General features: G+C 49.8%; 17 protein-coding genes. 6 read left to right on the top strand and 11 right to left on the bottom strand.

All coding sequences use genetic code 11. The features are described 5' to 3' along the window. Positions 1–215: 215 nt before the first annotated feature. Entirely contained in the window at positions 216–560 is a 345-nt protein-coding gene (locus J7439_RS08590) for a hypothetical protein (protein WP_209201419.1), read from the top strand. 25 nt (positions 561–585) lie between these two features. On the opposite strand, the gene J7439_RS08585 is transcribed toward J7439_RS08590, so the two are convergent. From J7439_RS08585 to J7439_RS08575, 3 genes are read right to left on the bottom strand one after another with little or no spacing between them, the layout of a single operon-like run. After that, positions 586–1,080, bottom strand: a complete 495-nt coding sequence (locus tag J7439_RS08585) for a class I SAM-dependent methyltransferase (RefSeq protein ID WP_209201418.1) — start codon at positions 1,078–1,080, stop codon at positions 586–588. 44 nt (positions 1,081–1,124) lie between these two features. Further along, the gene (locus J7439_RS08580) at positions 1,125–1,568 is read right to left on the bottom strand and encodes a DUF2147 domain-containing protein (protein WP_502950415.1); all 444 of its coding nucleotides are present in this window, start codon (positions 1,566–1,568) and stop codon (positions 1,125–1,127) included. A 46-nt stretch (positions 1,569–1,614) separates the two neighbouring features. Next, complete coding sequence (locus J7439_RS08575) at positions 1,615–2,640, bottom strand: GlxA family transcriptional regulator (protein ID WP_286198257.1); 1,026 nt, start codon at positions 2,638–2,640, stop codon at positions 1,615–1,617. Positions 2,641–2,829: 189 nt separating this feature from the next. Here J7439_RS08575 and J7439_RS08570 point away from each other — a divergent pair, with 189 nt between their 5' ends. The 5 genes from J7439_RS08570 (at position 2,830) to J7439_RS08550 (ending at position 7,993) form a co-directional block, all read left to right on the top strand. Further along, positions 2,830–4,674 carry a beta-ketoacyl synthase gene (locus J7439_RS08570; RefSeq protein WP_209201415.1) on the top strand — a complete coding sequence of 615 codons (1,845 nt, stop codon included), beginning with the start codon at positions 2,830–2,832 and terminating at the stop codon, positions 4,672–4,674. A gap of 118 nt (positions 4,675–4,792) precedes the next feature. Next, a complete protein-coding gene (locus J7439_RS08565) occupies positions 4,793–6,166 on the top strand; it encodes a hypothetical protein (protein WP_209201414.1) in 1,374 nt (457 codons plus the stop codon). Positions 6,167–6,181: 15 nt separating this feature from the next. After that, positions 6,182–6,877 (top strand): Sir2 family NAD+-dependent deacetylase, encoded by a 696-nt coding sequence (cobB, locus tag J7439_RS08560; RefSeq protein ID WP_209277708.1) that lies wholly within the window; start codon positions 6,182–6,184, stop codon positions 6,875–6,877. A 72-nt stretch (positions 6,878–6,949) separates the two neighbouring features. After that, positions 6,950–7,264 carry a hypothetical protein gene (locus J7439_RS08555; RefSeq protein WP_209201413.1) on the top strand — a complete coding sequence of 105 codons (315 nt, stop codon included), beginning with the start codon at positions 6,950–6,952 and terminating at the stop codon, positions 7,262–7,264. A 72-nt stretch (positions 7,265–7,336) separates the two neighbouring features. Next, positions 7,337–7,993: a hypothetical protein gene (locus J7439_RS08550; RefSeq protein WP_209201412.1), complete on the top strand. Its 657-nt coding sequence runs from the start codon at positions 7,337–7,339 to the stop codon at positions 7,991–7,993. A gap of 171 nt (positions 7,994–8,164) precedes the next feature. Here J7439_RS08550 and J7439_RS08545 read toward each other — a convergent pair whose 3' ends face one another. From J7439_RS08545 to J7439_RS08510, 8 genes are all read right to left on the bottom strand, one after another. Then, positions 8,165–8,755, bottom strand: a complete 591-nt coding sequence (locus J7439_RS08545; RefSeq protein WP_209201411.1) for a hypothetical protein — start codon at positions 8,753–8,755, stop codon at positions 8,165–8,167. Positions 8,756–8,897: 142 nt separating this feature from the next. Then, entirely contained in the window at positions 8,898–10,073 is a 1,176-nt protein-coding gene (locus J7439_RS08540) for a vWA domain-containing protein (protein WP_209201410.1), read from the bottom strand. Between the two features lie 18 nt (positions 10,074–10,091). Then, entirely contained in the window at positions 10,092–10,931 is an 840-nt protein-coding gene (locus tag J7439_RS08535; protein ID WP_209201409.1) for an AAA family ATPase, read from the bottom strand. Positions 10,932–11,168: 237 nt separating this feature from the next. Continuing rightward, positions 11,169–14,216, bottom strand: coding sequence for an RAP domain-containing protein (locus J7439_RS08530; protein ID WP_209201408.1), 3,048 nt, complete (start codon positions 14,214–14,216; stop codon positions 11,169–11,171). A gap of 156 nt (positions 14,217–14,372) precedes the next feature. Then, positions 14,373–17,360, bottom strand: coding sequence for a DUF1601 domain-containing protein (locus J7439_RS08525; protein WP_209201407.1), 2,988 nt, complete (start codon positions 17,358–17,360; stop codon positions 14,373–14,375). A gap of 156 nt (positions 17,361–17,516) precedes the next feature. Then, entirely contained in the window at positions 17,517–20,507 is a 2,991-nt protein-coding gene (locus J7439_RS08520; protein WP_209201406.1) for an RAP domain-containing protein, read from the bottom strand. A gap of 156 nt (positions 20,508–20,663) precedes the next feature. Next, entirely contained in the window at positions 20,664–23,390 is a 2,727-nt protein-coding gene (locus tag J7439_RS08515) for an RAP domain-containing protein (RefSeq protein ID WP_209201405.1), read from the bottom strand. A gap of 156 nt (positions 23,391–23,546) precedes the next feature. Continuing rightward, on the bottom strand, positions 23,547–26,273 hold the full coding sequence (locus J7439_RS08510) for a DUF1601 domain-containing protein (protein ID WP_209201404.1): 2,727 nt from the start codon (positions 26,271–26,273) through the stop codon (positions 23,547–23,549). Positions 26,274–26,313 lie beyond the last annotated feature (40 nt).

Below are 26,313 nucleotides of genomic sequence, written 5' to 3'. Positions count from 1 at the left end.
CCCCTGAGATCCTTTACCATTACATCATCATGATATAGTTGGCGTTTTTTACACAACGCTTGCCTGCTTCTTCGCCATTTTAATAATCAAACAGATTTTTAATTATTATCACCCGGTAACATGATGGAACTTTCGAAACAAACGATAGTCCAAAAAATAAAACCCACAGATTTTTCAGTTCTCTGAAAAGTTTCTTATGGAGTAGGAGATAGACTATGAATATTGACGGTACTACAGGTATTACAGGTACTAAATACAAATTCCCCCTGTGTCATTTTGACGAGACGTCTGGGCGTGCATTTGGAATGAAAGTTGAAGAGCAGGATGGAGATGAGGATAAACTTGCTTCTGTTCTTTTTGGAGGAGATACATCTGATGCAGGTTTTGTTATGGTGATACCAAGACATGAGCTTCTGGGGCTGCAGGATAAATCCCCTGAAGTATTTACTGGATTATACAATGCCAGACCCGTTCCTGAACCATCAGAAAGTGTCTTTTCAAGAGTATGTACCCTTGTAACGGGTATTATTTCTGCCTATCTGAACACAGGCAAAGCTTAATTGATTAAGTCTCTGGCTTTTCAGGTTAAGCTGGCTGAACTTGATAAAGAAAAACAGGTGTCTGGTAAAGATCGTTGGCCCTAAGAGTCTTTACCGGCACTCTGTTTGATAAACTGAATGTGTGGGTAAGTAACCAGCAACCAGGTGGCAGTTGAGGAATCAATTCTCTTTCAACACGATCCATCGCTCCGGGATACAAATAGCAAACGATAAGGCCCGCGTTACCAGGGGCTGCCTTGAAGAAATCCGCTCTTATAACATCGATCCCATACCTTGCCTCGGTAAACAGGGCTGGAACCGGAGAACGTTCCCAGACCTCAATTTTTTTGTCAGGGTATTTTTCTCTTAATGTGGGAATCAGGTGTCCCCAGCCACAACCAAGCTCCATAACATGACCGGACACGTTATCTGGAAGGATATCTCTGATCGCCGCCCTGACTTTTCGGGAAGTGGGAGTGGGGCCAATGCCCAGGCGCAGGGTCCAGAAGAGAATAGAGCCGGTGATCAGACCAGCTGCCATCAGAAACGCGGTGGTAATTAATAATGAGTTCAAGGGGTTATGTATTACTCTTCAACACGTTCCCAGGTTTGCGAACGGCCAATCAGCGCGAACCCGATATAACCACGGACTTCCAGTTTACTGCCATTCTCCAGCACTTTCATGTTAGCGCTGTAGACTTTCCCGGATTCAGGATCGACGATTTTTCCATCGTCATATTTGCTGCCTTGCTTTTTCATGCCCCAGAGTATGGTCATGCCCTGAACTTTCTGATCTTTGAGGTCGCCCTGGCACTGGTCACAAATGCTGTCCTGTTTGGCAGGGTCAAGAATCTGTGTCACTTTGCCAGACAGTTTGCCATTCTCCTCGAAGATTGTGACATAACTTTTTGCTTTACCCGTGCTGTCATCAATGGTTTTCCATAGTCCCAGGGGCGAAGCCGCCAGGCTGAAAGAGGACAGGCAGAGGGACAATAATCCAGCGCCCAGGGCGGGTTTTCTCAGGAACATGTGAGGGAGTCTCCAAAACCCCGGAATTTTCCGGCGTTTATTGTAATCATTCCATTGTGGTGTCATTCAGGTAGAACAGTTTGCCCCGGACACTTCTGCGAAATTCAGAAGGCGTGAGCTGGTAGCGACGTTTGAACAATCTGGAAAAATAATCAGCGTCGGCAAATCCTACCTGCAGGGCAATTTCGGCAATGCCCAGGTTGGTATTCTTTAATAGATCGCTGGCCTGATCAAGCCTGATTTTGCGGACATACTCCATTGGCGGGGAACCGGTGGCCTGTTGAAAACGGCGATTCAGTGTCCGGGCATTCAAACCCGACAGTTTGCCAAGGGCAGCCAGAGAGATTTCACTGGCGAAATGATGGTGGATAAAGTCCTGTAGGGAGACGATCACTTCATCCTGGTGGGTTGTGGCATGGTCTTCAGCAAAATGGGTGTCTTTGAAGGGCTTTCTGATTTCATGGGAGAACTGCTGTTCAACCTTTTGGGCGATTGACTCGCCAAGGGCCACGCCAATCATGTGCACCATCAGGTCAGCGACCGAATTGACACTGCCAGCGCAATAAATACGACCTGCCCGGGTGATCAGGTGATTGGGTTTGAACTCAATATCCGGGAAAAAACGTTGCAGTTTTTCCATGTAAAACCAGTGGGTTGTGGCTGGTTTCTGATCCAGAAGCCCGGTTTCTGCCATAAACGCTACCCCGGTACCAGCTGCGGCAAATACGGCACCGGCATCGTGTTGGCGTTTTAACCATTCAATGATTTGGGGGTGTTTCCTGACCACCGGAATCGGGTTGCGCCAGAGCGCAGGCACCAGAATCAGATCACCATAGCCGCTCTGTTTAAAGGTTCTGTCCGGTGTCAGTCTCAGGCCACCAGTGGTGGTGATGGGGGCAGGCGTACTGGCACAGAAATGAACTTCAATACTTTTTTTATTGGCTGACAGTCGGGTATAGGTCATTGCCGCTTCCAGCATCTCAAGCGGCAATGTCACACTGGTACTGATCATATGTTCCACCATAGGGATCAGGACCCGGTTTAACTGGATTGGGGGGGATTGTAGGAACATTGATATAAAAAACTGCTCAGTGGTCTGTCTTTTTTGTCCGTATTTGTGTCTTTTTCATCCGGTTAAGTTTATCACGAAATCATTAAACTAGTGCCAACTTCATTTGATTCTTAATTTGCATTCATAACAACCTGATCGCTCCTCAGACTTTGAGTGGCTGATCATTCAGTTGTTATACAGGAGTGTGGTTTGTCCAGATTACCCGTTATTGTTGCTCAAGGTGGGGTCAGCCCAGCTGGAAGAACCTCTGGTTTTCATGGCTACCGTCGTTTGGTGCTGGAATGCCTGAGTGACCGGTCGCAGCAAGAAACTCTTGCTGCGCTTCGCACGCTGAGAAATCTGCCACAAGACAGCAGTCGGGAAGATATTCTGTCGGGAACATTGATTCGCCAGCTGGAAAACAACCTGTTTAATCCGCAAGCCGTTCCTTTTCATCAGGCCATTCAGGCTGAGTCCGGATCGGAAATTATTCTGAAGGGCCGTCGTTTACCCAATCCACTGCCCGATGGCTGGCAGTTAGAAAAACTGGAAGATGGCCAGATCAAGGTGAGAATCGAAGCCGGCCAGCCGTTAATGATTCCTTCAATCCGTGAATCACTGGTCAATGCTGCGGGTCAGCTGCCCAGCGGGTTTGCCCCGGAAAAGCTGTACCAGTCCCGGAACCACCCCAGGTCACTGACAATGACGGTGTTCGGTGCATCCGATGCGATTTATTCTTCCGGTATGGACTGGCATGCGGTCAAGCAGAAGCTAAGCCCTGAACAGGTTGCGGTCTATTCCGGCAGTGCCATGAGCCAACTGGATTTTAACGGCAATGGCGGTTTGCTTCAGTCCCGCCTGCTGGGTAAGCGGGTGACTTCCAAGCAGTGTCCACTGGGCTTTGCCGAGATGTCGGCGGATTTTATCAATGCCTATATCCTTGGTTCTCTGGGTGGCACGGGTACCAGTATGGGAGCCTGTGCCACCATGCTTTACAATCTGGAGCAGGCCGCTGCTGACATTCGCAGTGGCCGTCGTCGTCTGGTGATTGTGGGCAACAGTGAAGCGCCAATTACCCCGGAAGTCATGGAAGGTTATTCCACCATGGGGGCTTTGACCACGGATGCGGCACTGCGGAAACTGGATGGTTTATCGGATTCTGATAATCCGGACTGGCGCAGAGCCTGTCGCCCATTTGCGGATAATGCCGGATTCACCATTGCCGAATCCAGTCAGTTTCTGGTGTTGATGGATGATGAACTGGCCCTTGAGTGTGGTGCACAGATCCTGGGATCGGTGGCGGATGTCTTTATTAATGCGGATGGTTTCAAGAAGTCTATTTCTGCCCCGGGAGCCGGTAATCATTTGACCGTCGCCCGGGCTGCCGCCCTGGGCAGAGCCATTGCTGGCGAAGACGCCCTTCGTTACCGGAGTTTTGTTCAGGCCCATGGCACAGGAACGCCGCAGAACCGGGTGACCGAGTCTCAGATTCTCAGTGAAACCGCAAAAGTGTTTGGTATGGAGAGCTGGCCGGTGGCTGCGGTAAAAAGTTACGTTGGTCATTCCATTGGCGCAGCGGGTGGTGATCAGATTATGGCGACACTCGGCGTCTGGAAGCATGGATTTATTCCCGGTATCAGAACGATCAATGGCCTGGCTCAAGACGTCTACTCAGAAAAACTCAATATTCTGCTGAATCACCTGGAAACCGGGGCTGATCAGATGGATCTTGCCCTGATTAATGCCAAGGGTTTTGGTGGCAACAATGCCACAGCCCTGCTGCTCAGCCCGGAAATAACCCGAAAAATGCTGAAAGCCCGCCATGGCGATAAGGCCATGATGCAATGGCAACAGAAAAATGAGACAGTCACCCAACAGCAGGATGACTATGAACAGCGCTGCCAGAGCGGTGAAGCAAACCCCATTTATCAGTTTGGTGAAGGGGTGCTGGACGGTTCTGACCTGACGTTTACGGAAAAACAGGTAAATGTTCCGGGCTATGGCAAGGCGTTAGATCTGGAGATGGAAAACCCGTTCTGGCAGTTTAACCGATAACATCGTGGGGGCTGCCCTCGGTGATTCGCTCATTTCTGTGAAGGTGAGAGACAACGCAATCTATTCGTTTTAAAGTGCTTGCAAACCTATCAATTCAGCGGCGTACAGGTGAGCCATTATGTTTAAGCACTCATTACTGATTCTGCTAGTGTCCGGGTTTGTGATAACTCGGGCCTCAGGTGAATCGTTACCGGGCAAATTGAACGTTGAGCAACCACAGTCAACGGTAGTGACGCTCTACAGTGATAAAGCCCTGGTCAGCCAGAGGTTCAATGCCCAACCCGATGGACAGGGCAGCCTGAAGATTGCTGGTCTGCCGATCAATCGGCTTGATGGCAGTCTGAACCTTGAATACATCGATGGTGATACCGTTTACCGGCCTGAGGACGTCTTCTGGTACCAGGGCGGCCTGGATCGCGATAATTACTACCGTAATCTGGTGGGCAAAAACGTTGAACTGTTTGGTGGCGGTCTCAACGTTGCCATTCAGGGAAAACTGGTCAGCTACCAGCAGGGAGTCGGGCTGGTGGAAGGCAACAATGGCCGTCAGTATTTGATTGATTATCATGATCCCCAGGGGTTGAGGATACTGTCACAGGCCTCTTCAGAGACTCAGGGTGAAAATCTCAAATATGTGAGGGCGGATTTTGGCCAGCAGTCGGTGAGTGGTCCTCTGAAGCTCTCATATATTACGCCTCAATTAAGCTACGACAGCCACTATCGGTTAACGCTTTTATCCCACAACCAGGGACGTTTGGAATTAAAAACGCTGCTAACCAACAGTGCCAATATCAACTTCGATCAGGCAACCATTCGTCTTGTGGCCGGTGGTGAGGGAGGCGTTGACGAATTTTACCAACAGAGCCGGATGCTTAAAGCCTCGGCTATGGCAGATACTGCTGACTACGGGGAGCGTGTCGGTGAAGTATTGCTGACCACCTTACCAAAGGGCACAGTTCTTCCCGCCAATAGCAGGCAGCTGATGGATCTTTTCTCAGAACCACTGCACCTTGAGAAGCTGTATACCCTTGACGTATATGGCCGTTCCACCGGTGGCAGAACGGTCACGGCTGAGCGCCCCAGATTGACCTGGAAATTTGAGGCACCCCTGGACCTCCCGCCAGCACAGGTTCGTGTGTATGAGCAGGACCCGGATGGTGGCTATATCATCAGTGGTCACTCCTGGTTACCCAAAACCACCGCTGGAGATAACGCCTGGTTGACCATGGGAGAAGCGTTGGCCGTTCGTGTTGAGCGTAACCGTGTTGATGTTGAACAGAAGAGCAGTAAAGAGCTGGTGGTAAAATGGCAGGTAACGGTTTCTAATGATCAACAAGACAGTATTACGCTGTTGTTAAGAGAGCGTGACGCCAATCTGATAAAGCTCGACAGTGTCAGGGGAGCCACGCTGGAAAAGCCGGACCTGCTTCGTGTTGAGGTTGCTGCCGGTACCAGCAAGGCCATACATTATACAGCTAAATACCGTCGTTGATTACAGGAGATTGGTTTGCGCTATTCATCCATTGTTGTACTGACCGGTGCGGGTATCTCTGCCGAGTCCGGAATCAGAACATTCCGGGCCAGTGACGGGCTCTGGGAGAATCATCCTGTTGACGATGTGGCAACCCCTGAAGGCTACGCCCGAAACCCCGCACTGGTACAACGCTTTTACAACGACCGAAGGCGGCAGCTGAACTCAGTCAAACCAAACCGTGCTCACCAGGCACTTGCCGCGTTTGAACGTCATTTCTCCGGAAGTTTTCTTCTGGTGACGCAAAATGTTGATGATCTCCATGAGCGGGCAGGGAGCAACCGGCTGATTCATATGCATGGTGAGTTATTGAAAGTTCACTGCCAGGAGACAGGGCAGGTTTTTTATTGGGATCAGGATGTTACCGTCGACACTCAATGTGAATGCTGCGGTGTTGCCGGTAATCTTCGCCCACATATTGTCTGGTTTGGTGAGATGCCTTTACAGATGGATGAGATTTATCAGGCACTGTCCGTCTGTGATCTCTTTGTTTCCATTGGTACGTCGGGAAACGTCTATCCTGCTGCCGGGTTCTTTCAGGAGGCCGCTGCTGCAGGAGCAAAGACGGTTGAATTGAATCTTGAGCCGGGCAATCACGGTTCCTTGTTTGATGAACAGTATTACGGGGCGGCTACCGAAGTGGTTGATCGTTTCTTCAGTTCGCTGTTGTGATATGGGTTTGGGAAACTTAATGCAGAAAAATTGGTCTGATGCAGAAATATATTTCTGCTTGAGAACCAGAAAATGTTACCTGACAATGTTGTTAATCTCTCTCTTGCTGAACTATCAACATATCGTCATAGACAGGATCCCGGGCTTGTGCAAGAACAAGCCCGTAAGGCGCAAGAAGCGCTTGCCTTTTTTAAATATCAAAGAGTTCTGGAAGCTGAAGATTTAGATACCCTTAAAACTTATATAATCAATTCAGGTGAGTCTGAAATAACCGGAACTGAATCACTGCAAGAATTATCAGCAAGAGTAATCAGAAGGGCATTACTTGATGTGTCCATGATTTCAATCGGTGTCAAGAGCCTGGGACTCACCAAGTCATGTCATTGACAAATACAACCGGTTTTTTTGTCCGATCATCATGGCCAGTTAGTTGATAAAATATTAAAAAGCCTATTACATGTGTCCAGCACGTTTGATAAAAAATCACGCATAAATTTACCTTATATTGAATTCCTTTTTTATATTCGTTCGCTCAGTCGGGAAACCTATGAAGATGATCGTTTTGATAGATTTTTCAAAGAGGTTGTATTTATGGGCCATACGGAAGCCGCAAAATGGGCGTTGAAGGTAGGTGGGCCGAAGGTTGAGAAAATAATTCCGGATGTCCTTACTCAGGCTGTGCATTTTTTTGGGAATTTTGCGGCCGCGCAGACGCTGTTAAAGCTAGGTCTTATCACGTTTACTCAAGAGGAAAAAGATCACTGCCTAAGACAGGCCATGGATAAGTGTATGTGGACTTCTACTTTTTTTGCTGAGAATATCAAAGCCTGGATTAAGTTCGGTGGTCGAATAGATAACAATTTTCTGGATAAAAAGCTAAGAGTCGTTGCAGAACTTGAATGTATCGATGTTTCGGAAGAAGATAAAGTATTGGCGGGGTTTTATCCTCAGGAAAGACTTAACCAAAATTTAATGTCGGCAGTATCTGACGGGAATCTGACCCAGGCAAAACTGTGGCAGCTGTTGGGTGGGAAGGCAGCCACATCAGAAATTGAAGAGCGTATTGAACACCATTACAGGAACAATCCATCACGGATGCTGTCGTACTGGTGTTAATGGTTGTGGCACCTGTAAGTTGTATATCTGAGCTTGGCTGCACTCTTAGGGTAGACATTAAGTGCCTACTCCCAGCTTCGGGAAGTTGAAGACGGAACCACGAAGAACACAAAGAAGAGATTTTCTTTTCCTTCGTGCTCTTTGTGTACTTCGTGCTTCCATGTTTATTTATTAGGATATTTCGAACAGGTTATTAATGAATTCATTTGAGAACATACTTTCCCTAATACAATGGCGAATCAATGGGGTAATCGGTTCTAAATTATTACAGAATTTTCTTACGATGTCATAACCATCTTTACAATCATAAGCTGTACTTATTGTAGCTACTTCCATGAGAGGCAACACATCTTTGCAGGATTGAAGATTTTCCCCTTTTAAGGCATCCAGAAATGCAAGTGAAATTTTCGTTTGTATCTCATCTGATACAAAATAACCCTTAGGCGTATAAAGTCTTTCTTCCCAGAGATCCCATCTCCAATTATCGGGGTTATCAGGATTTTTTGGAGTGGTACTGATCATCGAGTCTTGCGGTGCTGACAATGAGTAATGCTTTATCAAATAATCACTCAATGGTTGGGCAACTTGTTCGGGTGTGCAACCGAATTCTAAAGCAGCACCTTTAATACCATAATCAGCTGTATTGATAATTTTTCTTACACATTTATTAAATTCCCCCTGATCTTCTTCACTTATTGCAGGAGCATAAGAGGTAAAATCTGGTGATTGTGGCGGGCGATAACTTCCTGATGGGTTCAGCATTGAAAGACCTTCCTCGCTAATTTGAAGTAGATGTTAACATTCGAATGGTGAAGAGTAATGAATAATTCAGAATCTCTTACTGATCTACTCTTACCTAATCGGACTGTTTGACACGAAAATCGTTCCCTCTTTAAAAAATTATTTATCCAGCAAGATAGCCCATTGCCTCTTCCAGGCCATTAATGGTCAGGGGGAACATCTTGCCTTCCATTTGCTCATCAATCAATCGTGTTGATGAGGTATATTGCCAGGCATGTTGCGGGGAGGGGTTCAGCCATGCGACCCGGTCAAAGTGGGCTTTCAGCCGTGACATCCAGACATGACCGGCCTCTTCATTGAAATGTTCGACACTGCCGCCGGGTGAGGTAATTTCATAGGGAGACATGGCGGCGTCGCCCACAAAAATCACCCGGTAATCCTTGCCGTAGCGGTGAATCACATCCCAGAGGCTGATGCGCTCCTGCTGACGACGACGGTTATCCTGCCAGACACTTTCATAGAGGTAGTTATGGAAGTAATAGAACTCAAGGTGTTTAAACTCAGTTCGGCAGCAGGCAAACAGCTCTTCACACAGGCGAACGTAATCGTCCATTGAGCCGCCAATATCCATGAACAGCAGCACTTTCACGGCATTATGGCGTTCAGGCACCATCTTGATATCCAGCATACCCTTGCTGGCCGTTGAGCGGACGGTATCATCAAGATCCAGCTGGTCTGCTGCCCCCTGGCGGGCAAAGCGGCGTAATCGGCGCAGTGCCATTTTCATATTGCGGCTGCCGAGTTGCTCGTTATCATCCAGGTTTTTAAACTCCCGCTTATCCCAGACTTTGGTGGCTTTACGGTGTCTGGATTGATCCTGACCAATCCGAATGCCGGAAGGATTATAGCCATAAGCGCCAAACGGTGAGGTTCCGCCAGTGCCAATCCATTTATTACCGCCCTGGTGACGACTTTTCTGTTCCTCCATTCTCTGTCGGAATGTATCGAGTAATTCCCGCAGGTTTTTCATGCCCTGGATGTTTGCCTTGTCATCATCGGACAGCTGTCGGATAAACGCCTGCCTTAACCATTCTTCAGGTATCAGTGCTTCCAGCATGTCATCCATGGAGTCAAGGCCGTTGAAAAAAGCCTGGCAGGCTTTATCAAACTTGTCGTAATGCCTTTCATCCTTGACCAGAATGGTTCTTGATAACTGGTAAAAGCCTTCCTGGTCGGCGTAGATCAGTTTTGCATCCAGTGCCGCCAGCAGGTCGAGATATTCCCGGGTGGTGGCAGGTACACCAAATGCCCGGACGGTTTCAAAAAAATTGGTCAGCATGGTGAGTCCTCAGGCCGGTTAACCGCGTCGACTCATAAAGGCCAGTCGTTCCAGCAGATGGACATCCTGCTCATTTTTTACCAGTGCACCATGAAGCGGGGGAATGGCACTTCTGGTATCACGGGTTTGAAGAATATCTGCCGGGATATCGTCGGAATTGAGCAGTTTCAGCCAGTCGATCAGCTCGGAAGTCGAGGGCTTCTTCTTGAGACCGGGGATCTCCCTGAGTTCAAAAAATACCTGTAGGGCCTCATCCACCAGTTTTTTCTGCAGGTCAGGAAAGTGTACCTGGACAATTTCCCGCATGGTTTCTGCATCAGGAAAGCTGATGTAATGAAAGAAGCAGCGTCGTAAAAACGCATCGGGCAGCTCTTTCTCGTTGTTACTGGTGATAATGACAATAGGGCGTTGTCGGGCTTTTATCTGTTGTTGGGTCTCGTAAACATTGAACTCCATCTTGTCCAGCTCTTGCAGCAGGTCATTGGGGAATTCAATATCTGCCTTGTCTATTTCATCGATCAGCAAAACCGACTGCTGGTCTGACTCAAAGGCTTCCCAGAGTTTGCCTTTGACAATGTAATTGCTGATATCGTGAACCCGCTCATCACCCAGTTGAGAGTCTCTAAGGCGGGATACCGCATCGTATTCGTAGAGCCCCTGCTGGGCCTTGGTGGTGGATTTGATATGCCATTGCAGCAGCTCTTTGCCCAGGGAACGGGCCACCTGTTCTGCCAGCATGGTCTTGCCGGTGCCGGGTTCTCCTTTAATAAGGAGAGGGCGTTGTAACGTTACGGCAGCATTGACGGCCATTTTCAGGTCATCGGTAGCGATATACTGGTCGGTACTTTCAAAGCTCATAAGGCAGTTATCTTCTTTTTATTCTGAAATACGCAATACAGCAGACGTGTTTCTATTATCTATCGTGCGTCAGGTTGTGGGTAAGGGTAACGCAAAAGGGAGGAGGATGGATAGTCATCGGCTGTTATCGGGGCTGTTCTTTTCAGTTGATGACTGCAAACAGTATAACTATCCCTGATGGCAGGTATTGAAAAGTTGGAAGCCCGCCTTCCCTGAAATGTGAAAACGGTTCTTGAGTCATGATGGAAGGGAAGAGGTTACTGGCCTTTTTTTTCTCTTCTTTTTTCTACTTTTTGGTTTACCTGTTTGCTTTACTGAATGTCCTTCGGTAGTTAAGTCACAGTGATCTTGCCATCCTTTATCGTCAGTAACATATGGCTCACCTGCCCCTCGCGTTTGAGTAAGTGATGCAGAGCCATGCCGCTGTGCCAGGATGTCTACCCTGATCTTTATTTGATCAATACATCGTTTTATTGAGTCCGGGCTCCCAAGCTGGGTAACCGGGATTTCAATGACCTCAAATCCTGCTTTTTGCAGCAGTGCGATTTTCAGCAGAGTCGAACCATTCCTGGTTTTGAAATCACCACCCACGTAATGAGACGGCCCCTGAACTTCAATTACAACGTTGTGATCTGGCAGAAGCAGGTCAACCGGAGGTAATGAGTTCAGACTCTTTTCTTCTTCAATCTTCAAAGATGGAATAGATGATTGGAGTCGATCGCGGAATTCGGCTTGGGTTTTTGAAATGGCTGTCTGGTAATGGCGAACGACCGGACTCGCTCTGCCAAGCCAACTGGCGGCCATGATCATGATGGATTGATCATCTTCATTATCTGGCGATGTATTTTCCAGGCGAGTCAACAGGTCATCCATGTGATTTTCAAACACGTTATTTTTATTAGCATTGGAGTCTAGAACCAACCTGGCACAGCATACCATGACTCCCCAGAGAGACATCGATATATCTTGTTGAGGGAATTGAGGGTTTTCACTGATTCTGTACACAAGAGATTCGAACGTAGAAGCAACCACGTTCAACTCAACGAGCTCACCCAGTTTCGCCATGGCCCACAGCAGGTTGGCGATATGCTGAGGAATAAATTGGTCTTTCTGTGCGTTCACGAGAGGCAACAGCGCGGCCACGGCCTCTTTGAACTCTGGTGTCTGCTCTTGCCCGTTGTCCACCAGTTTCGCCATGGCCCACAGCAGGTTGGCAATGGCCTGGGCATTAAGTTGGTTTTTCTGTGCGTTCACGAGGGGCAACAGGGCGGCCACGGCCTCGTTGAACGCCTGTGTCTGCTCCTGCCCGTGGTCCACCAGTTTCGCCATGGCCCACAGCAGGTTGGTGATATGCTGAGGAGTAAATTGGTCTTTCTGTGCGTTCACGAGGGGCAGCAGGGCGGCCACGGCCTCTTTGAGCCCGGGTGTCTGCTTCTGCTCGTTGTCCACCAGTTTCGCCATTGCCCACAGCAGGTTGGCAATGGCCTGGGCATTAAGTTGGTTTTTCTGTGCGTTCACGAGGGGCAACAGGGCGGCCACGGCCTCGTTGAACGCCTGTATCTGCTCCTGCCCGTGGTCCACCAGTTTCGCCATGGCCCACAGCAGGTTGGTGATATGCTGAGGAGTAAATTGGTCTTTCTGTGCGTTCACGAGGGGCAGCAGGGCGGCCACGGCCTCGTTGAGCCCGGGTGTCTGCTTCTGCTCGTTGTCCACCAGTTTCGCCATGGCCCACAGCAGGTTGGCAATGGCCTGGGCATTAAGTTGGTTTTTCTGTGCGTTCATGTGGGGCAGCAGGGCGGCCACGGCCTCGTTGAGTCCCTGTGTCCGCTCCAGCCCGTTGTCCACCAGTTTCGCCATGGCCCACAACAGGTTGGCGATTCCCTGGGCATTAAGTTGATTTTTCTGTGCGTTCACGAGGGGCAACAAAGCGGCCACGGCCGCTTTGAACTCTGGTGTCCACTCCTGCCTGTTGTCCACCAGTTTCGTAATGGCCCACAGCAGGTTGGCAATGGCCTGGGCATTAAGTTGGTTTTTCTGTGCGTTCACGAGGGGCAACAGGGCGACCACAGCCTCGTTGAGCCCCTGTGTCTGCGTCTGCCCGTGGTCCACCAGTTTCGCCATGGCCCACAGCAGGTTGGCGATATGCTGAGGAATAAATTGGTCTTTCTGTGCGTTCACGAGGGGCAACAGGGCGGCCACGGCCCCGTTGAGCCACAGTGTCTGCTCCAGCCCGTTGTCCACCAGTTTCGCCATGGCCCACAGCAGGTTGGCAATGGCCTGGGCATTAAGTTGGTTTTTCTGTGCGTTCACGAAGGGCAAAAGGGCGGCCACGGCCTCGTTGAGTTCTGGTGTCTGTTCCAGTCCGTTGTCCACCAGTTTCGCCATGGCCCACAGCAGGTTGGCAATGCCCTGGACCTCAAGCTGGTCTTTCTGTGCGTTCACGTGGGGCAACAGCGCGACAACGGCCTCGTTGAGCCCTGATGTCCGCTCCAGCCCGTTGTCCACCAGTTTCGCCATGGCCCACAGCAGGTTGGCAATGCCCAGGGCCTTAAATTGGTCTTTCTGTGCGTTCACGTGGGGCAACAGCGCGACAACGGCCTCGTTGAACTCTGATGTCCGCTCAAGCCCGTTGTCCACCAGTTTCGCCATGGCCCAAAGCAGGTTGGCGATACCCCGGGCATCAATATTCCTGGCTTCAGTTTTTTGGCTGCAGTTAAATATTATTGCATCAATTAGCGTTGACAATAAATGAGCTTGAGTAAGCTTAACACGCTCATCTATGGGTTTATGAAAGGCAAAAACACCCGCTGAAGTAAAAGAATGAAGTGTTGTCGTCAGGCTTCGCCAGTTCCAGCTCCGCTTTGCTGTGAAATTTTTCAGCAAACGTATTAGCTGGCTTTGTTCAGCTCGATTTAACGGTCTTTCAGCAGCTGACGTGTATTTTTTAATTAAACTGGCATATTGCCCGTGATTTCTCCCATCATAGCGGTGACCGAAATGATCCGATTTACTCACCAGATCATCCATTATTTCCTGTTTGATGAGGGCATTAAAATTCTGAGCAGGGTTTACTGAACGGTACTGTAGATGTTGAGAAGAGCGTGTGCCAGAAGAATGGTAACATTCATTGCGATCCGGTGCAGTGCGGGGGGGATTATCCCATGGTCTGACTGTGGCATGCCTATATCGTCCACGCCCTGAAGAAGGGGCATGGTTATTCGGTTGGTTGTAATTATTACCTGATTTTGTGTATTTACCACTGATACCAGCAGATCTTCTATCCATAATTATATTTCATTAATTCATGAGAATATAAAAAGCAGACTGCGGTTCTGTTCAGAAGTTCATTTTGCTGAACTGTCTATAAACGCAAGTGGTTGGAGGAGAGCATCTACTCTGAATTGTGACAACGGTTCTTGAGTCATCATGGCAGGGAAACGATTACTGTTTGTTTGTTCTCTTCTTTATTTGATCAATAAATGGTTTCATTAAATCCTGTTTACAAAGCCGGTTAACCGGGATTTCAATGACCTCAAATCCTGATTTTTGCAGCAGTGCGATTTTCAGCAGAGTCGAACCGTTCCTGGTGTTGAAATCACCACCCACGTAATGAGACGGTCCCTGAACTTCAATCACCATGTTGTGATCTGGCAGTAGCAGGTCAACCGGAGGCAATGAGTGCAAACTCTTTTCTTCTTCAATCTTCAAAGAGGGCATACATGATTGGAGTTGATTGCGGAAGTCGGATTGACGTTTTGAAACGATTGTCTGGTAATCGGGGTTGAACGGACACGCTCTGCCAAGCCAACTGGCGGCCATGGCAATGGTGGTTTGATCCTCTTCATTATCTGGGAATGTATTTTCCAGGCGAGTCAACAGGAAATCCATGTGCTTATCAAGCACGTTATTTTTATTGGCATTGGAGTCTAGAGACAACCTGGCACAGCATACCATTACGCCCCAGAGAGACATCGATATATCTTGTCTGGAGAGCTGAGGGGTTTCACTGATTCGGTAGACAAGCGATTCGAATGCAGAGGTAACCACATTCAGCTCAACGAGTTCACCCAGCTTCGCCATGGCCCACAGCAGGTTGGCGATACCCTGTGGTGTAAAGTTAGCTTTCCGTGCGCTCACGTGGGGTAACAGCGCCGCCACAGTCGCTTTGAACTCTGGTGTCCACTCCTGCCCGTTATCCACCAGTTTCGCCATGGCCCACAGCAGGTTAACGATGTGCTGAGGAATAAACTGGTCTTTCTGTATTTTCACGCGGGGCAACAGTGCGACCACGGCCTTGTTAAGCGCTGGTGTCTGCTCCTGCCCGTTGTCCACCAGTTTCGCCATGGCCCATAGCATGTTGGCGATCTCTTGTGGTTTAAAGGTAGCTCTCTGTGCATTCACGTGGGGCAACAGTGCGGTCACGGCCTCGTTGAGTTCTGGTGTCGACTCCTGCCCGTTGTCCACCAGTTTTGCCATGGCCCACAGCAGGTTGGCGATACCTTGTGGTTTAAAGGCAGCTCTCTGTGCACTCACGTGGGGCAACAGTGCGGTCACGGCGTCGTTGAGTTCTGATGTCGACTCCTGCCCGTTGTCCACCAGTTTCGCCATGGCCCACAGCAGATTGGCAATACCCTGTGGTGTAAAGTTGGCTTTCTGTGCGCTCACGTGGGGCAACAACGCGGCCATGGCCTCGTTGAGCGCTGGTGTCCGCTCCTGCCCGTTGTCCACCAGTTTCGCCATGGCCCACAGCAGGTTGGTGATTTCCTGTGGTTTAAAGTTAGCTTTCTGTGTGATCACTTGGGGCAATAGCTTGGCCACGACCTCGTTGAGTGCTGGTGTCCGCTCCTGCCCGTTGTCCACCAGTTTCGCCATGGCCCACAGCAGGTTGGCAATAAACTGGGCATGAAATTGGGTTTTCTGTGCGTTCACCCGGGGCAACAGCGCGACCAGGGCTTCGTTGAGCCCTGGTGTCTGCTCCTGACCATTGTCCACCAGTTTCGCCATGGCCCACAGCAGGTTGGCGATATGCTGAGGAATAAATTGGTCTTTCTGTGCGTTCACATTGGGCAACAGGGCAGCCACGGCCTCGTTGAACCCTGGTGTCCGCTCCTGGCCGTTGTCCACCAGTTTTGCCAGGGCCCACAGCAGGTTGGCGATACCCTGTGGTTTAAAGTTATCTTTTTGTACGTTCACGTGGGGTAGCAGCGTGGCTACGGCCTGGTTGAGTTCTGGTATCCGCTTTTGCCTGTTGTCCGACAGTTTCGCGATGGCCCACAGCAGGTTGGCAATATTCTGGGTATTAAGTTGATCTTTCTGTGTGCTCACATGGCGCAACAGCGCGGCTACGGCCTCGTTGAGCTCTGGTGTCCGCTTCTGCCCGTTGTCCGAAAGTTTCGCGATGGCCCACAGCAGGTTGACAATATTCTGGGTATTAAATTGATCTTTCTGTGCGATCACATGGGGGAACAGCGCGGCCACAGTTTCTTTGAGCTCCGGTGTCCACTCCCCGTTGTCCACCAGTTTCGTCATGGCCCACAGCAGGTTGGCGATACCCTGAGCATTGAATTGGTCTTTCTGTATGTTCACGTGGGTCAACAGGGCATCCATGGCCTCTTTGAACTCTGGTGTCTGCTCCAGCCCGTTGTCCACCAGTTTCGCCATGGCCCACAGCAGGTTGGCAATGCCCTGGGCCTTAAATTGGTCTTTCCTTGCGCTCACGTGGGGCAACAGCGCGACAACGGCCTCGTTGAACTCCGGTGTCTGCTTCTGCCCGTTGTCCACCAGTTTCGCCATGGCCCAAAGCAGGTTGGCGATACCCCGGGCATCAATATTCCTGGCTTGAGGTTTTTGGCTGCAGTTAAATATTATTGCACCAAGTAGCGTTGACAATAGGTGAGCTTGAGTAATCTTAACACGCTCATCCATGGGGTAATGAGGGGTAAAAACACCCGCTGAAGTTAATGAATGAAGTGTTGTCGTCAGGCTTCGCCAATTCCAACTCCGTGTTGGGGTAAAATTTTGCAGCATACGTATCAGCTGGCTTTGTTCCGCCCGGTTTAACGGTTTTTTAGCAGCTGACGTGTATTCTTTAATTGAACAGGCAAATTGACTGTGATTTTTTCCATTATAGCGATGACCGAAATGATCCGATTTACTCACCAGATCATCCATTATTTCCTGTCTAATGAGGGCATTAAAATCTTGAGCAGGGTTTACTGAACGGTACTGTAGATGTTGAGAAGAGCGTGTGCCAGAAGAATGGTAAAAATCATTGCGACCCAGTGTAGTGCTGGGGGGATTATCCCATGGTCTGACTGTGGCATGCCTATATCGTCCACGCCCTGAAGAAGAGGCATGGTTATTCGGTTGGTTGTAATTATTACCTGATCTTATGTATTTACCACTGATACCAGCAGATCTTCTATCCATAATTATATTTCATTAATTCATGAGAATATAAAAAGCAGACTGCTGTTCTGTTCAGAAGTTCATTTTGCTGAACGGTTTATAAACGCAAGTGGTTGGAGGAGAACAACTGCTCTGAATTGTGAAAACGGTTCCTGAGTCACGATGGCAGGGAGGCGATTAGTGGCTGTTTGTTCTCTTCTTTATTTGATCAATAAATGGTTTCATTAAATCCTGGTTACAAAGCCGGTTAACCGGGATTTCAATGACCTCAAATCCTGATTTTTGCAGAAGTGCGATTTTCAGCAGCGTCGAACCTTTCCTGGTGTTGAAATCACCACCCACGTAATGAGACGGTCCCTGAATTTCAATCACCATGTTGTGATCTGGCAGTAACAGGTCAACCGGAGGTAATGACTTCAAACTCTTTTCTTCTTCAATCTTCAAAGAGGGCATACATGATTGGAGTTGATTGCGGAAGTCGGCCTGGGTTTTTGAAATGGCTGTCTGGTAATGGCGGACGACCAGACACGCTCTGCCAAGCCAACTTGAGGCCATGATCATGTTGGATCGATCCTCTTCATTATCTGGTGAGGTATTTTCCAGGCGCGTCAACAGGTCAGCCATGTGCTTTTCAAGCACATTACTTTTATTGGTTTTGGAGACCAGAGCCAACCTGGCACAGCATACCATGACTCCCCAGAGAGACATCGATATCTCTTCCTGAGAAAACTGAAGGTTCTTACTGATTCGATAGACAAGCGATTCGCACGTAGAGGTGGCCACATTCAGCTCAATGAGTTCACCCAGTTTGGCCGTGGACCACAGCAGGTTGGCAATACCCTGGGCATTAAATTGGTCTTCCTGTGCGTTCACCCGGTGCAACAGCGCGGCCACGGCCTCGTAGAGCCCTGGTGTTTGCTCCTGCCCATTATCCACCAGTTTTGCCATGGCCCACAGCAGGTTGGCGATTTCCTGTGGGTTAAAGTTAGCTTTTTGTACGATCACGCAGGTCAACAGCGCAGCCACGGATTTGTTGAACTCTGGTGTCTGCTCGTACCTGTTGTCTACCAGTTTCGCCATGGCCCACAGCATGTTGGCGATATCCTGTTGTTTAAAGTTAGCTTTCTGTATTTTCACGTGGGGCAATAGCGTGGCCACGGCCTTGTTCAGCCCGGGTGTCTGCTGCTGCATATTTTCCACCAGTTTCGCCATGGCCCACAGCTGGTTGGAGATATCCCGGGCATTGAATTGGTCTTTTTTTGCGTTCACGCAGGGCAACAGTGCGGCTACGGCCTCGTTGAACTCTGGTGTCTGCTCCTGCCCATTGTCCACCAGTTTCGCCATGATCCACAGCAGGTTGGCAACATGCTGGGCAATAAATTGGTCTTTTTGTGCGTTCACATGGGGCAACAGAGCGGTCACGGCCTCGTTGAGTTCTGGTGTCCGCTCCTGCGTAATGTCCACCAGTTTCGCCATGGCCCACAACAGGTTGGCGATACCCTGTGGTTTAAAGTTAGCTTTCTGTACGTTCACTAGGGGTAACAGGGCGGCCACGGCCTCGTTGAGCCCTGGTGTCTGCTGCTGCGTATTTTCCACCAGTTTCACCATGGCCCACAGCAGGTTGGCGACAGCCTGAGGAATAAATTGATCTTTCTGTGCGTTCACGTGGGGCAACAGGGCGGCCACGGCCTTTTTGAACTCTGGTGTCTGCTCCTGCCCATTGTCCACCAGTTTCGCCATGGCCCACAGCATGTTGGCGATATGCTGAGGAATAAATTGGTCTTTCTGTGCGTTCACGAGAGGCAACAGTGCGGCCACGGCCCCGTTGAGCCCCGGTGTCTGCTCCTGCCCATTGTCCACCAGTTTCGCCACGGCCCACAGCAGGTTGGTGATAGCCTGGGGAATAAATTGGTCTTTATGTGCGTTCACGAGGGGCAACAGGGCGGCCACGGCCTCTTTGAACCCCAGTGTCTGCTCCAGCCCGTTGTCCACCAGTTTCGCCATGGCCCACAGCAGGTTGGCAATGCCCTGGGCATTAAGTCGGTTTTTCTGTGCGTCCAGGAGGGGCAGCAGGGCGGCCACGGCCTCTTTGAGCCCTGGTGTCGGCTCCAGTTCGTTGTCCACCAGTTTCGCCATGGCCCACAGCAGGTTGGCAATGCACTGGGCATTAAGTTGATTTCTTTGTGCGTTCACGAGGGGCAACAGGGCGGCTAAGGCCTCTTTGAGCCCCGGTGCCCGCTCCAGCCCGTTGTCCACCAGTTTCGCCATGGCCCACAGCAGGTTGGCAATGGCCTGGGCCCAAAATTGGTCTTTCTGTGCCTTCACGAGGGGCAACAGGGCAGCTAAGGCCTCTTTGAGCCCTGGTGTCGGCTCCAGCCCGTTGTCCACCAGCTTCGCCATGGCCCACAGCAGGTTGGCAATGCCCTGGGCCTGAAATTGGTCTTTCTGTGCGTTCACATGGGACAGCAGCGTGACAACGGCCTCGTTGAACTCTGGTGTCCGTTCCTGCCCGTTGTCCAACATTTTTGCCATTGCCCACAGCAGGTTGGCAATACCCTGGGCATCAATATCCCTGGCTTGAGGTGTTTGGTTGCAGTGAAATATTATTGCATCAAAGAGTGTTGACAATAAGTTAGCCTGAGTAAGTTTAACTCGCTCATCCATGGGTTTATGTAGGGTAAAAACACCCGCTGAAGTCAATGAGTGAAGTGTTGTCGTCAGGCTTCGCCAATTCCAGCTCCGTGTTGCGGTAAAATTTTGCAGCAAACGTATCAGCTGGCTTTGTTCCGCTCGATTTAACGGTCTTTCAGCAGCTGACGTGTATTTTTTAATTAAACTGGCATATTGCCCGTGATTTCTCCCATCATAGCGATGACCGAAATGATTCGATTTACTCACCAGATCATCCATTATTTCCTGTTTAATGAGGGCATTAAAATCTTGTGCAGGGTTTACTGAACGGCACTGTAGATTTTGAGAAGAGCGTGTGCCAGAAGAGTGGTAAAATTCATTGCGCCCCGGGGCATTGCGGGGGGGAATATCCCATGGTCTGACTGTGGCATGTCTATATCGTCCACGCCCTGAAGAAGGGGCATGGTTATTCAGTTTGTTGTAATCATTACTTGATCTGGTGTAATTACTACTGATACCAGCAGATCTTCCATCCATAATTATATTTCATTAATTCATGAGAATATAAAAAGCAGACTGCGGTTCTGTTCAGAAGTTCATTTTTCTGAACGGTTTATAAACGCAAATGGCTGGAGAAGAACATCTACTCTGAATTGTGAAAACGGTTCTTGAGTCATGATGGCAGGGAGACGATTACTGGCTGTTTGTTCTCTTCTTTATTTGATCAATAAATGGTTTCATTACATCCTGGTGCCAAAGCCGGTTAACCGGGATTTCAATGACCTCAAATCCTGATTTTTTTAGCAGTGCGATTTTCAGCAGAGTCGAACCTTTCCTGGTTTTGAAATCACCTCCCACGTAATGAGACGGTCCCTGAACTTCAATCACCATGTTGTGATCTGGCAATAACAGGTCAACCGGAGGCAATGAGTTCAAACTCTTTTCTTCTTCAATCTTCAAAGAGGGCATACAGGATTGGAGTTGATTGCGGAAGTCGGCCTGGGTTTTTGAAATGGCTGTCTGGTACTGGCGGACGACCGGACACGCTCTGCCAAGCCAACTTGAGGCCATGATCATGGTGGATTGATCCTCTTCATCATGCGGCGAGTTATTTTTCAGGCGAGTCAACAGGTCATCCATGTGCTTTTCAAGTACGTTATTTTTATTGGCATTGGAGTCTAGAGCCAGCCTGGCACAGCATACCATGACTCCCCAGAGAGACATCGATATCTCTTCCCTGGAAAACTCAAGGTTCTCACTGATTCGATAGACAAGCGATTCGCACGCAGAGGTAGCCAGGTTCAGCTCAATGAGTTCACCCAGTTTGGCCGTGGCCCACAGCAGGTTGGCAACATGCTGGGCAATAAATTGGTCTTCCTGTGCGTTCACCCGGTGTAACAGCTCAGCTACGGCCCCGTAGAGCCCTGGTGTTTGCTCCTGCCCGTTATCCCCCAGTTTTGCCATGGCCCAAAGCAGGTTGGCGATTTCCTGTGGGTTAAAGTTAGCTTTTTGTATGATCACGCAGGTCAACAGCGTAGTCACGGTTTCGTTGAACTCTGGTGTCTGCTTGAACCTGTTGTCTACCAGTTTTGCCATGGCCCACAACAGGTTGGAGATATCCTGTGGTTTAAAGTTAGCTTTCTGTACTTTCACGTGGGGCAGTAGCGTGGCCACGGCCTCGTTGAGCCCGGGTGTCGGCTTCTGCTCGTTGTCCACCAGTTTTGCCATGGCCCACAGCAGGTTGGCGATATCCCGGACATTAAATTGGTCTTTCTGTGTGTTCACCTGGGGCAACAGTGCGACCAGTGCTTCGTTGAGCCCGGGTGTCTGCTCCAGCCCATTGTCCACCAGTTTCGCCATGACCCACAGAAGGTTGGCAACATGCTGGGCATTAAATTGGTCTTTTTGTGCGTTCACGTAGGGCAAAAGTGCAGCCACGGCCTCGTTGAGCTCTGGTGTTTGCTCCTGCCCGATGTCCACCAGTTTCGCCATGGCCCACAACAGTTTGGCGATTCCCACGGCATTAAGTTGGTTTTTCTGTGCGTTCACGAGGGGCAACAGGGCGGCCACGGCCGCATTGAACTCTGGTGTCCACTCCTGCCCGTTGTTCACCAGTTTCGTAATGGCCCACAGCAGGTTGGCAATGCCCTGGGCATTAAGTTGGTTTTTCTGTGCGTGCACGAGGGGCAACAGGGCGGCCAAGGCCTCGTTGAGCTCTGGTGTCTGCTCCAGCCCGTTGTCCACCAGTTTCGCCATGGCCCACAACAGGTTGGCGATATGTTGAGGAATAAAATGGTCTCTCTGTGCGTTCACGAGAGGCAACAGGGCGGCCGTGGCCTCGTTGAGCCCTGGTGTCTGTTGCTGCGTATTTTCCACCAGTTTCGCCATGGCCCACAGCAGGTTGGCGATACCCTGAGGAATAAATTGGTTTTTCTGTGCGTTCACGTGGGGCAACAAGGCGGCCACGGCCTCTTTGAACCCTGGTGTCTGCTCCAGCCCGTTGTCCACCAGTTTCGCCATGGCCCACAGCAGGTTGGCAATGCCCTGGGCCTTAAATTGGTCTTTCATTGCGCTCACGTGGGGCAACAGCGCGACAACGGCCTTGTTAAACTCCGGTGTCTGCTTCTGCCCTTTGTCCACCAGTTTCGCCATGGCCCAAAGCAGGTTGGCAATGCCCTGGGCCTTAAATTGGTCTTTCATTGCGCTCACGTGGGGCAACAGCGCGACAACGGCCTTGTTAAACTCCGGTGTCTGCCTCTGCCCTTTGTCCACCAGTTTCGCCATGGCCCAAAGCAGGTTGGCGATACCCCGGGCATCAATATTCCTGGCTTGAGGTTTTTGGCTGCAGTTAAATATTATTGCATCCAGTAGCGTTGACAATAAGTGAGCTTGAGTAAGCTTGACACGCTCATCCATGGGGAAATGAGGGGTAAAAACACCCGCTGAAGTCAATGAATGAAGTGTTGTCGTCAGGCTTCGCCAATTCCAGCTACGTGTTGGGATAAAGTTTTGCAACATACGCATCAGCTGGCTTTGTTCCGCCCGGTTTAACGGTCTTTTAGCAGCTGACGTGTATTCTTTAATTGAATTGGCAAATTGACTGTGATTTTTTCCATTATAGCGATGACCGAAATGATCCGATTTACTCAACAGATCATCCATTATTTCCTGTGTGATGAGGGCATTAAAATCTTGAGCAGGGTTTACTGAACGGCACTGTAGATGTTGAGAAGAGCGTGTGCCAGAAGAATGGTAAAATTCATTGCGATCCGGCACAGTTCGGGGGGGATGATCCCATGGTCTGACTGTGGCATGCCTATATCGTCCACGCCCTGAAGAAGGGGCATGGTTATTCGGTTGGTTGTAATCATTACCTGATCTTGTGTATCGGCCACTGATACCAGAAGATCTTCTATCCATAATTATATTTCATTAATTCATGAGAATATAAAAAGCAGACTGCGGTTCTGTTCAGAAGTTCATTTTGCTGAACGGTTTATAAACGCAAGTGGCTGGAGAAGAACATCTACTCTGAATTGTAAAAACGGTTCCTGAGTCATGATGACAGGGAGACGATTACTGGCTGTTTGTTCTCTTCTTTACTTGATCAATAAATGGTTTCATTAAATCCTGGTTACAAAGCTGGTTAACCGGGATTTCAATGACTTCAAACCCTGCTTTTTGCAACAGTGCGGTTTTCAGCAGAGTCGCACCTTTCCTGGTTTGGAAATCACCATTCACGTAATGAAACGGCCCCTGAACTTCAATAATAATGTTGTGATCTGGCAGTAACAGGTCAACCGGAGGTAATGAGTTCAAACTCTTTTCTTCTTCAATCTTCAAAGAGGGCATACAGGATTGGAGTTGATTGCGGAAGTCGGATTGACGTTTTGAAACGATTGTCTGGTAATGGGGGGTGAACGGACACGCTCTGCCAAGCCAACTGGCGGCCATGGCAATGGTGGTTTGATCCTCTTCATTATCTGGGAATGTATTTTCCAGGCGAGTCAACAGGATATCCATGTGCGTTTCAAGCACACTATTTTTATTGGCATTGCAGTCCAGATACAACCTGCCACAGCATACCATTACTCCCCAGAGAGATATCAATATCGCTTGCTGAGAGAGCTGAGGGTTTTCACTGATTCGGTAGACAAACGATTCGAACGTGGATGTAACCACGTTCAGCTCAACGAGCTCACCCAGTTTCGCCGTGGCCCACAACAGGTTGGCGATACCCTGGGCTTTAAATTGGTCTTTCTGTGCGTTCACGTGGGGCAACAGCGCGGCCACGGCCTCGTTGAGCCCTGGTGTCCGCTCCTGCCCGTTGTCCACCAGTTTTGCCATAGCCCACAGCAGGTTGGCGGTAGCCTGGGCATTAAATTGGTCTTTCTGTGCGTTTACGTGGGTTAACAGCGCGGCCACGGCCTCGTTAAGCCCTGGTGTCCGCTCCTGCCCGTTGTCCACCAGTTTCGCCATAGCCCACAGCAGGTTGGCGATAGCCTGGGCATTAAATTGGTCTTTCTGTGCGTTCACGTGGGGCAACAGTGCGGCTACGGTCTCTTTAAGCTCTGGCGTCTGCTCCTGCCCGTTGTCCACCAGTTTCGCCATGGCCCACAGCAGGTTGCCGATATCCTGGGCATTAAATTGGTCTTTCCATGTGTTCACGTGGGGCAATAACGCGGCCACGGCCTCTTTGAGCTCTGGTGTCTGTTCGTGCCCGTGGTTCACCAGTTTCGCCATGGCCCACAGCAGGTTAGCGATACCCTGAGGAATAAATTGATCTTTTTGTGCGTTCACTTGGAGCAACAGCGCGGTCACGGCCTCTTTGAGCTCTGGTGTCCACTCCTGCAAGTTGTCCACCAGTTTCGCCATGGCCCACAGCAGGTTGGCGATACACTGGGCATTAAATTGGTCTTTCTGTGCGTTCACGTGGGGCAACAGCGCGGCCACGGCCACGTTGAGCCCTGGTGTCCGCTCCTGCCCGTTGTCCACCAGTTTCGCCATGGCCCACAGCAGGTTGGCGATACACTGGGCATTAAATTGGTCTTTCTGTGCGTTCACGTGGGGCAACAGCGCGGCTACGGTCTCTTTAAGCTTTGGCGTCTGCTCCTGGCCGTTATCCACCAGTTTCGCCATGGCCCACAGCAGGTTGCCGATATCCTGGGCATTAAATTGGTCTTTCCATGTGTTTACGTGGGGCAATAACGCGGCCACGGCCTCTTTGAGCCCTGGTGTCTGTTCGTGCCCGTGGTTCACCAGTTTCGCCATGGCCCACAGCAGGTTAGCGATACCCTGAGGAATAAATTGATCTTTTTGTGCGTTCACTTGGAGCAACAGCGCGGCCACTGCCTCTTTGAGCCCTGGTGTCCGCTCCAGCCCGTTGTTCACCAGTTTCGTAATGGCCCATAGCAGGTTGGAAATGTCCCGGGCGTTAAGTTGGTTTTTCTGTGTGTTCACGAGGGGCAACAGTGTGGCCACAGCCTCTTTGAGCCCTGGTGTCCACTCCCGCAAGTTGTCCACCAGTTTCGCCATGGCCCACAGCAGGTTGGCGATATGCAGAGGAATAAATTGGTCTTTCTTTGCGTTTACGTGGGGCAACAACGCGACCACGGCCTCTTTGAGCCCTGGTGTCTGCTCCTGCCCGTTGTCCACCAGTTTCGCCATGGCCCACAGCTGGTTGGCGATTCCCCGGGCATCAATGTCCCTGGCTTGAGGTTTTTGGTTGCACTTGAATATTATTGCGTCAAGCAGAGTGGACAATAAGGATGCTTGAGTTAGCTTGACACGCTCATCCATGGGGTTATGAGGGGTAAAAAAACCCGCTGAAGTCAATGAATGTAGTGTTGTCGTAAGGCTTCGCCAGTCCCAACGCCGTGTTACGGTAAAATTTTGCAGCAAACGTATCAGCTGGCTTTGTTCAGCTTGATTTAACGGTCTTTTAGCAGCTGATGTGTATCTTTTAATTGAATCAGTATACAGACCGTGATGTCTCCCATCATAGCGATCACCGAAACGATAAGATTTATTCACCAGATCATCCATTATTTCCTGTTTGATGAGCGCATTAAAATCTTGAGCAGGGTTTACTGAGCGGCGCTGTAGATGTTGAGAAGAGCGTGCGCCAGAAGAATGGTAAAATTCATTACGCCCCGGGGTAGTGCGGGGGGTACTATGCCGCTGTCTGACTGTACTCTGTCTATATCGCCCATGCCTTGAAGAAGTGGCATGGTTATCCGGTTGGGTGTAATCATTACCAGGTCTTGCGTATTTGCCACTGAAACCAACAGAGGTTCTATCCATAATTATATTTCATTAATTCATGAGAATATAAAAAGCAGAC

The organism is Salinisphaera sp. G21_0, assembly GCF_017744115.1.
In the GTDB taxonomy this organism is placed as follows: Bacteria; Pseudomonadota; Gammaproteobacteria; order Pseudomonadales; family Endozoicomonadaceae; genus Endozoicomonas.
Note: the sequence above shows the minus strand (reverse complement) of the source record. Positions and strands in the feature narration are given on the sequence as shown.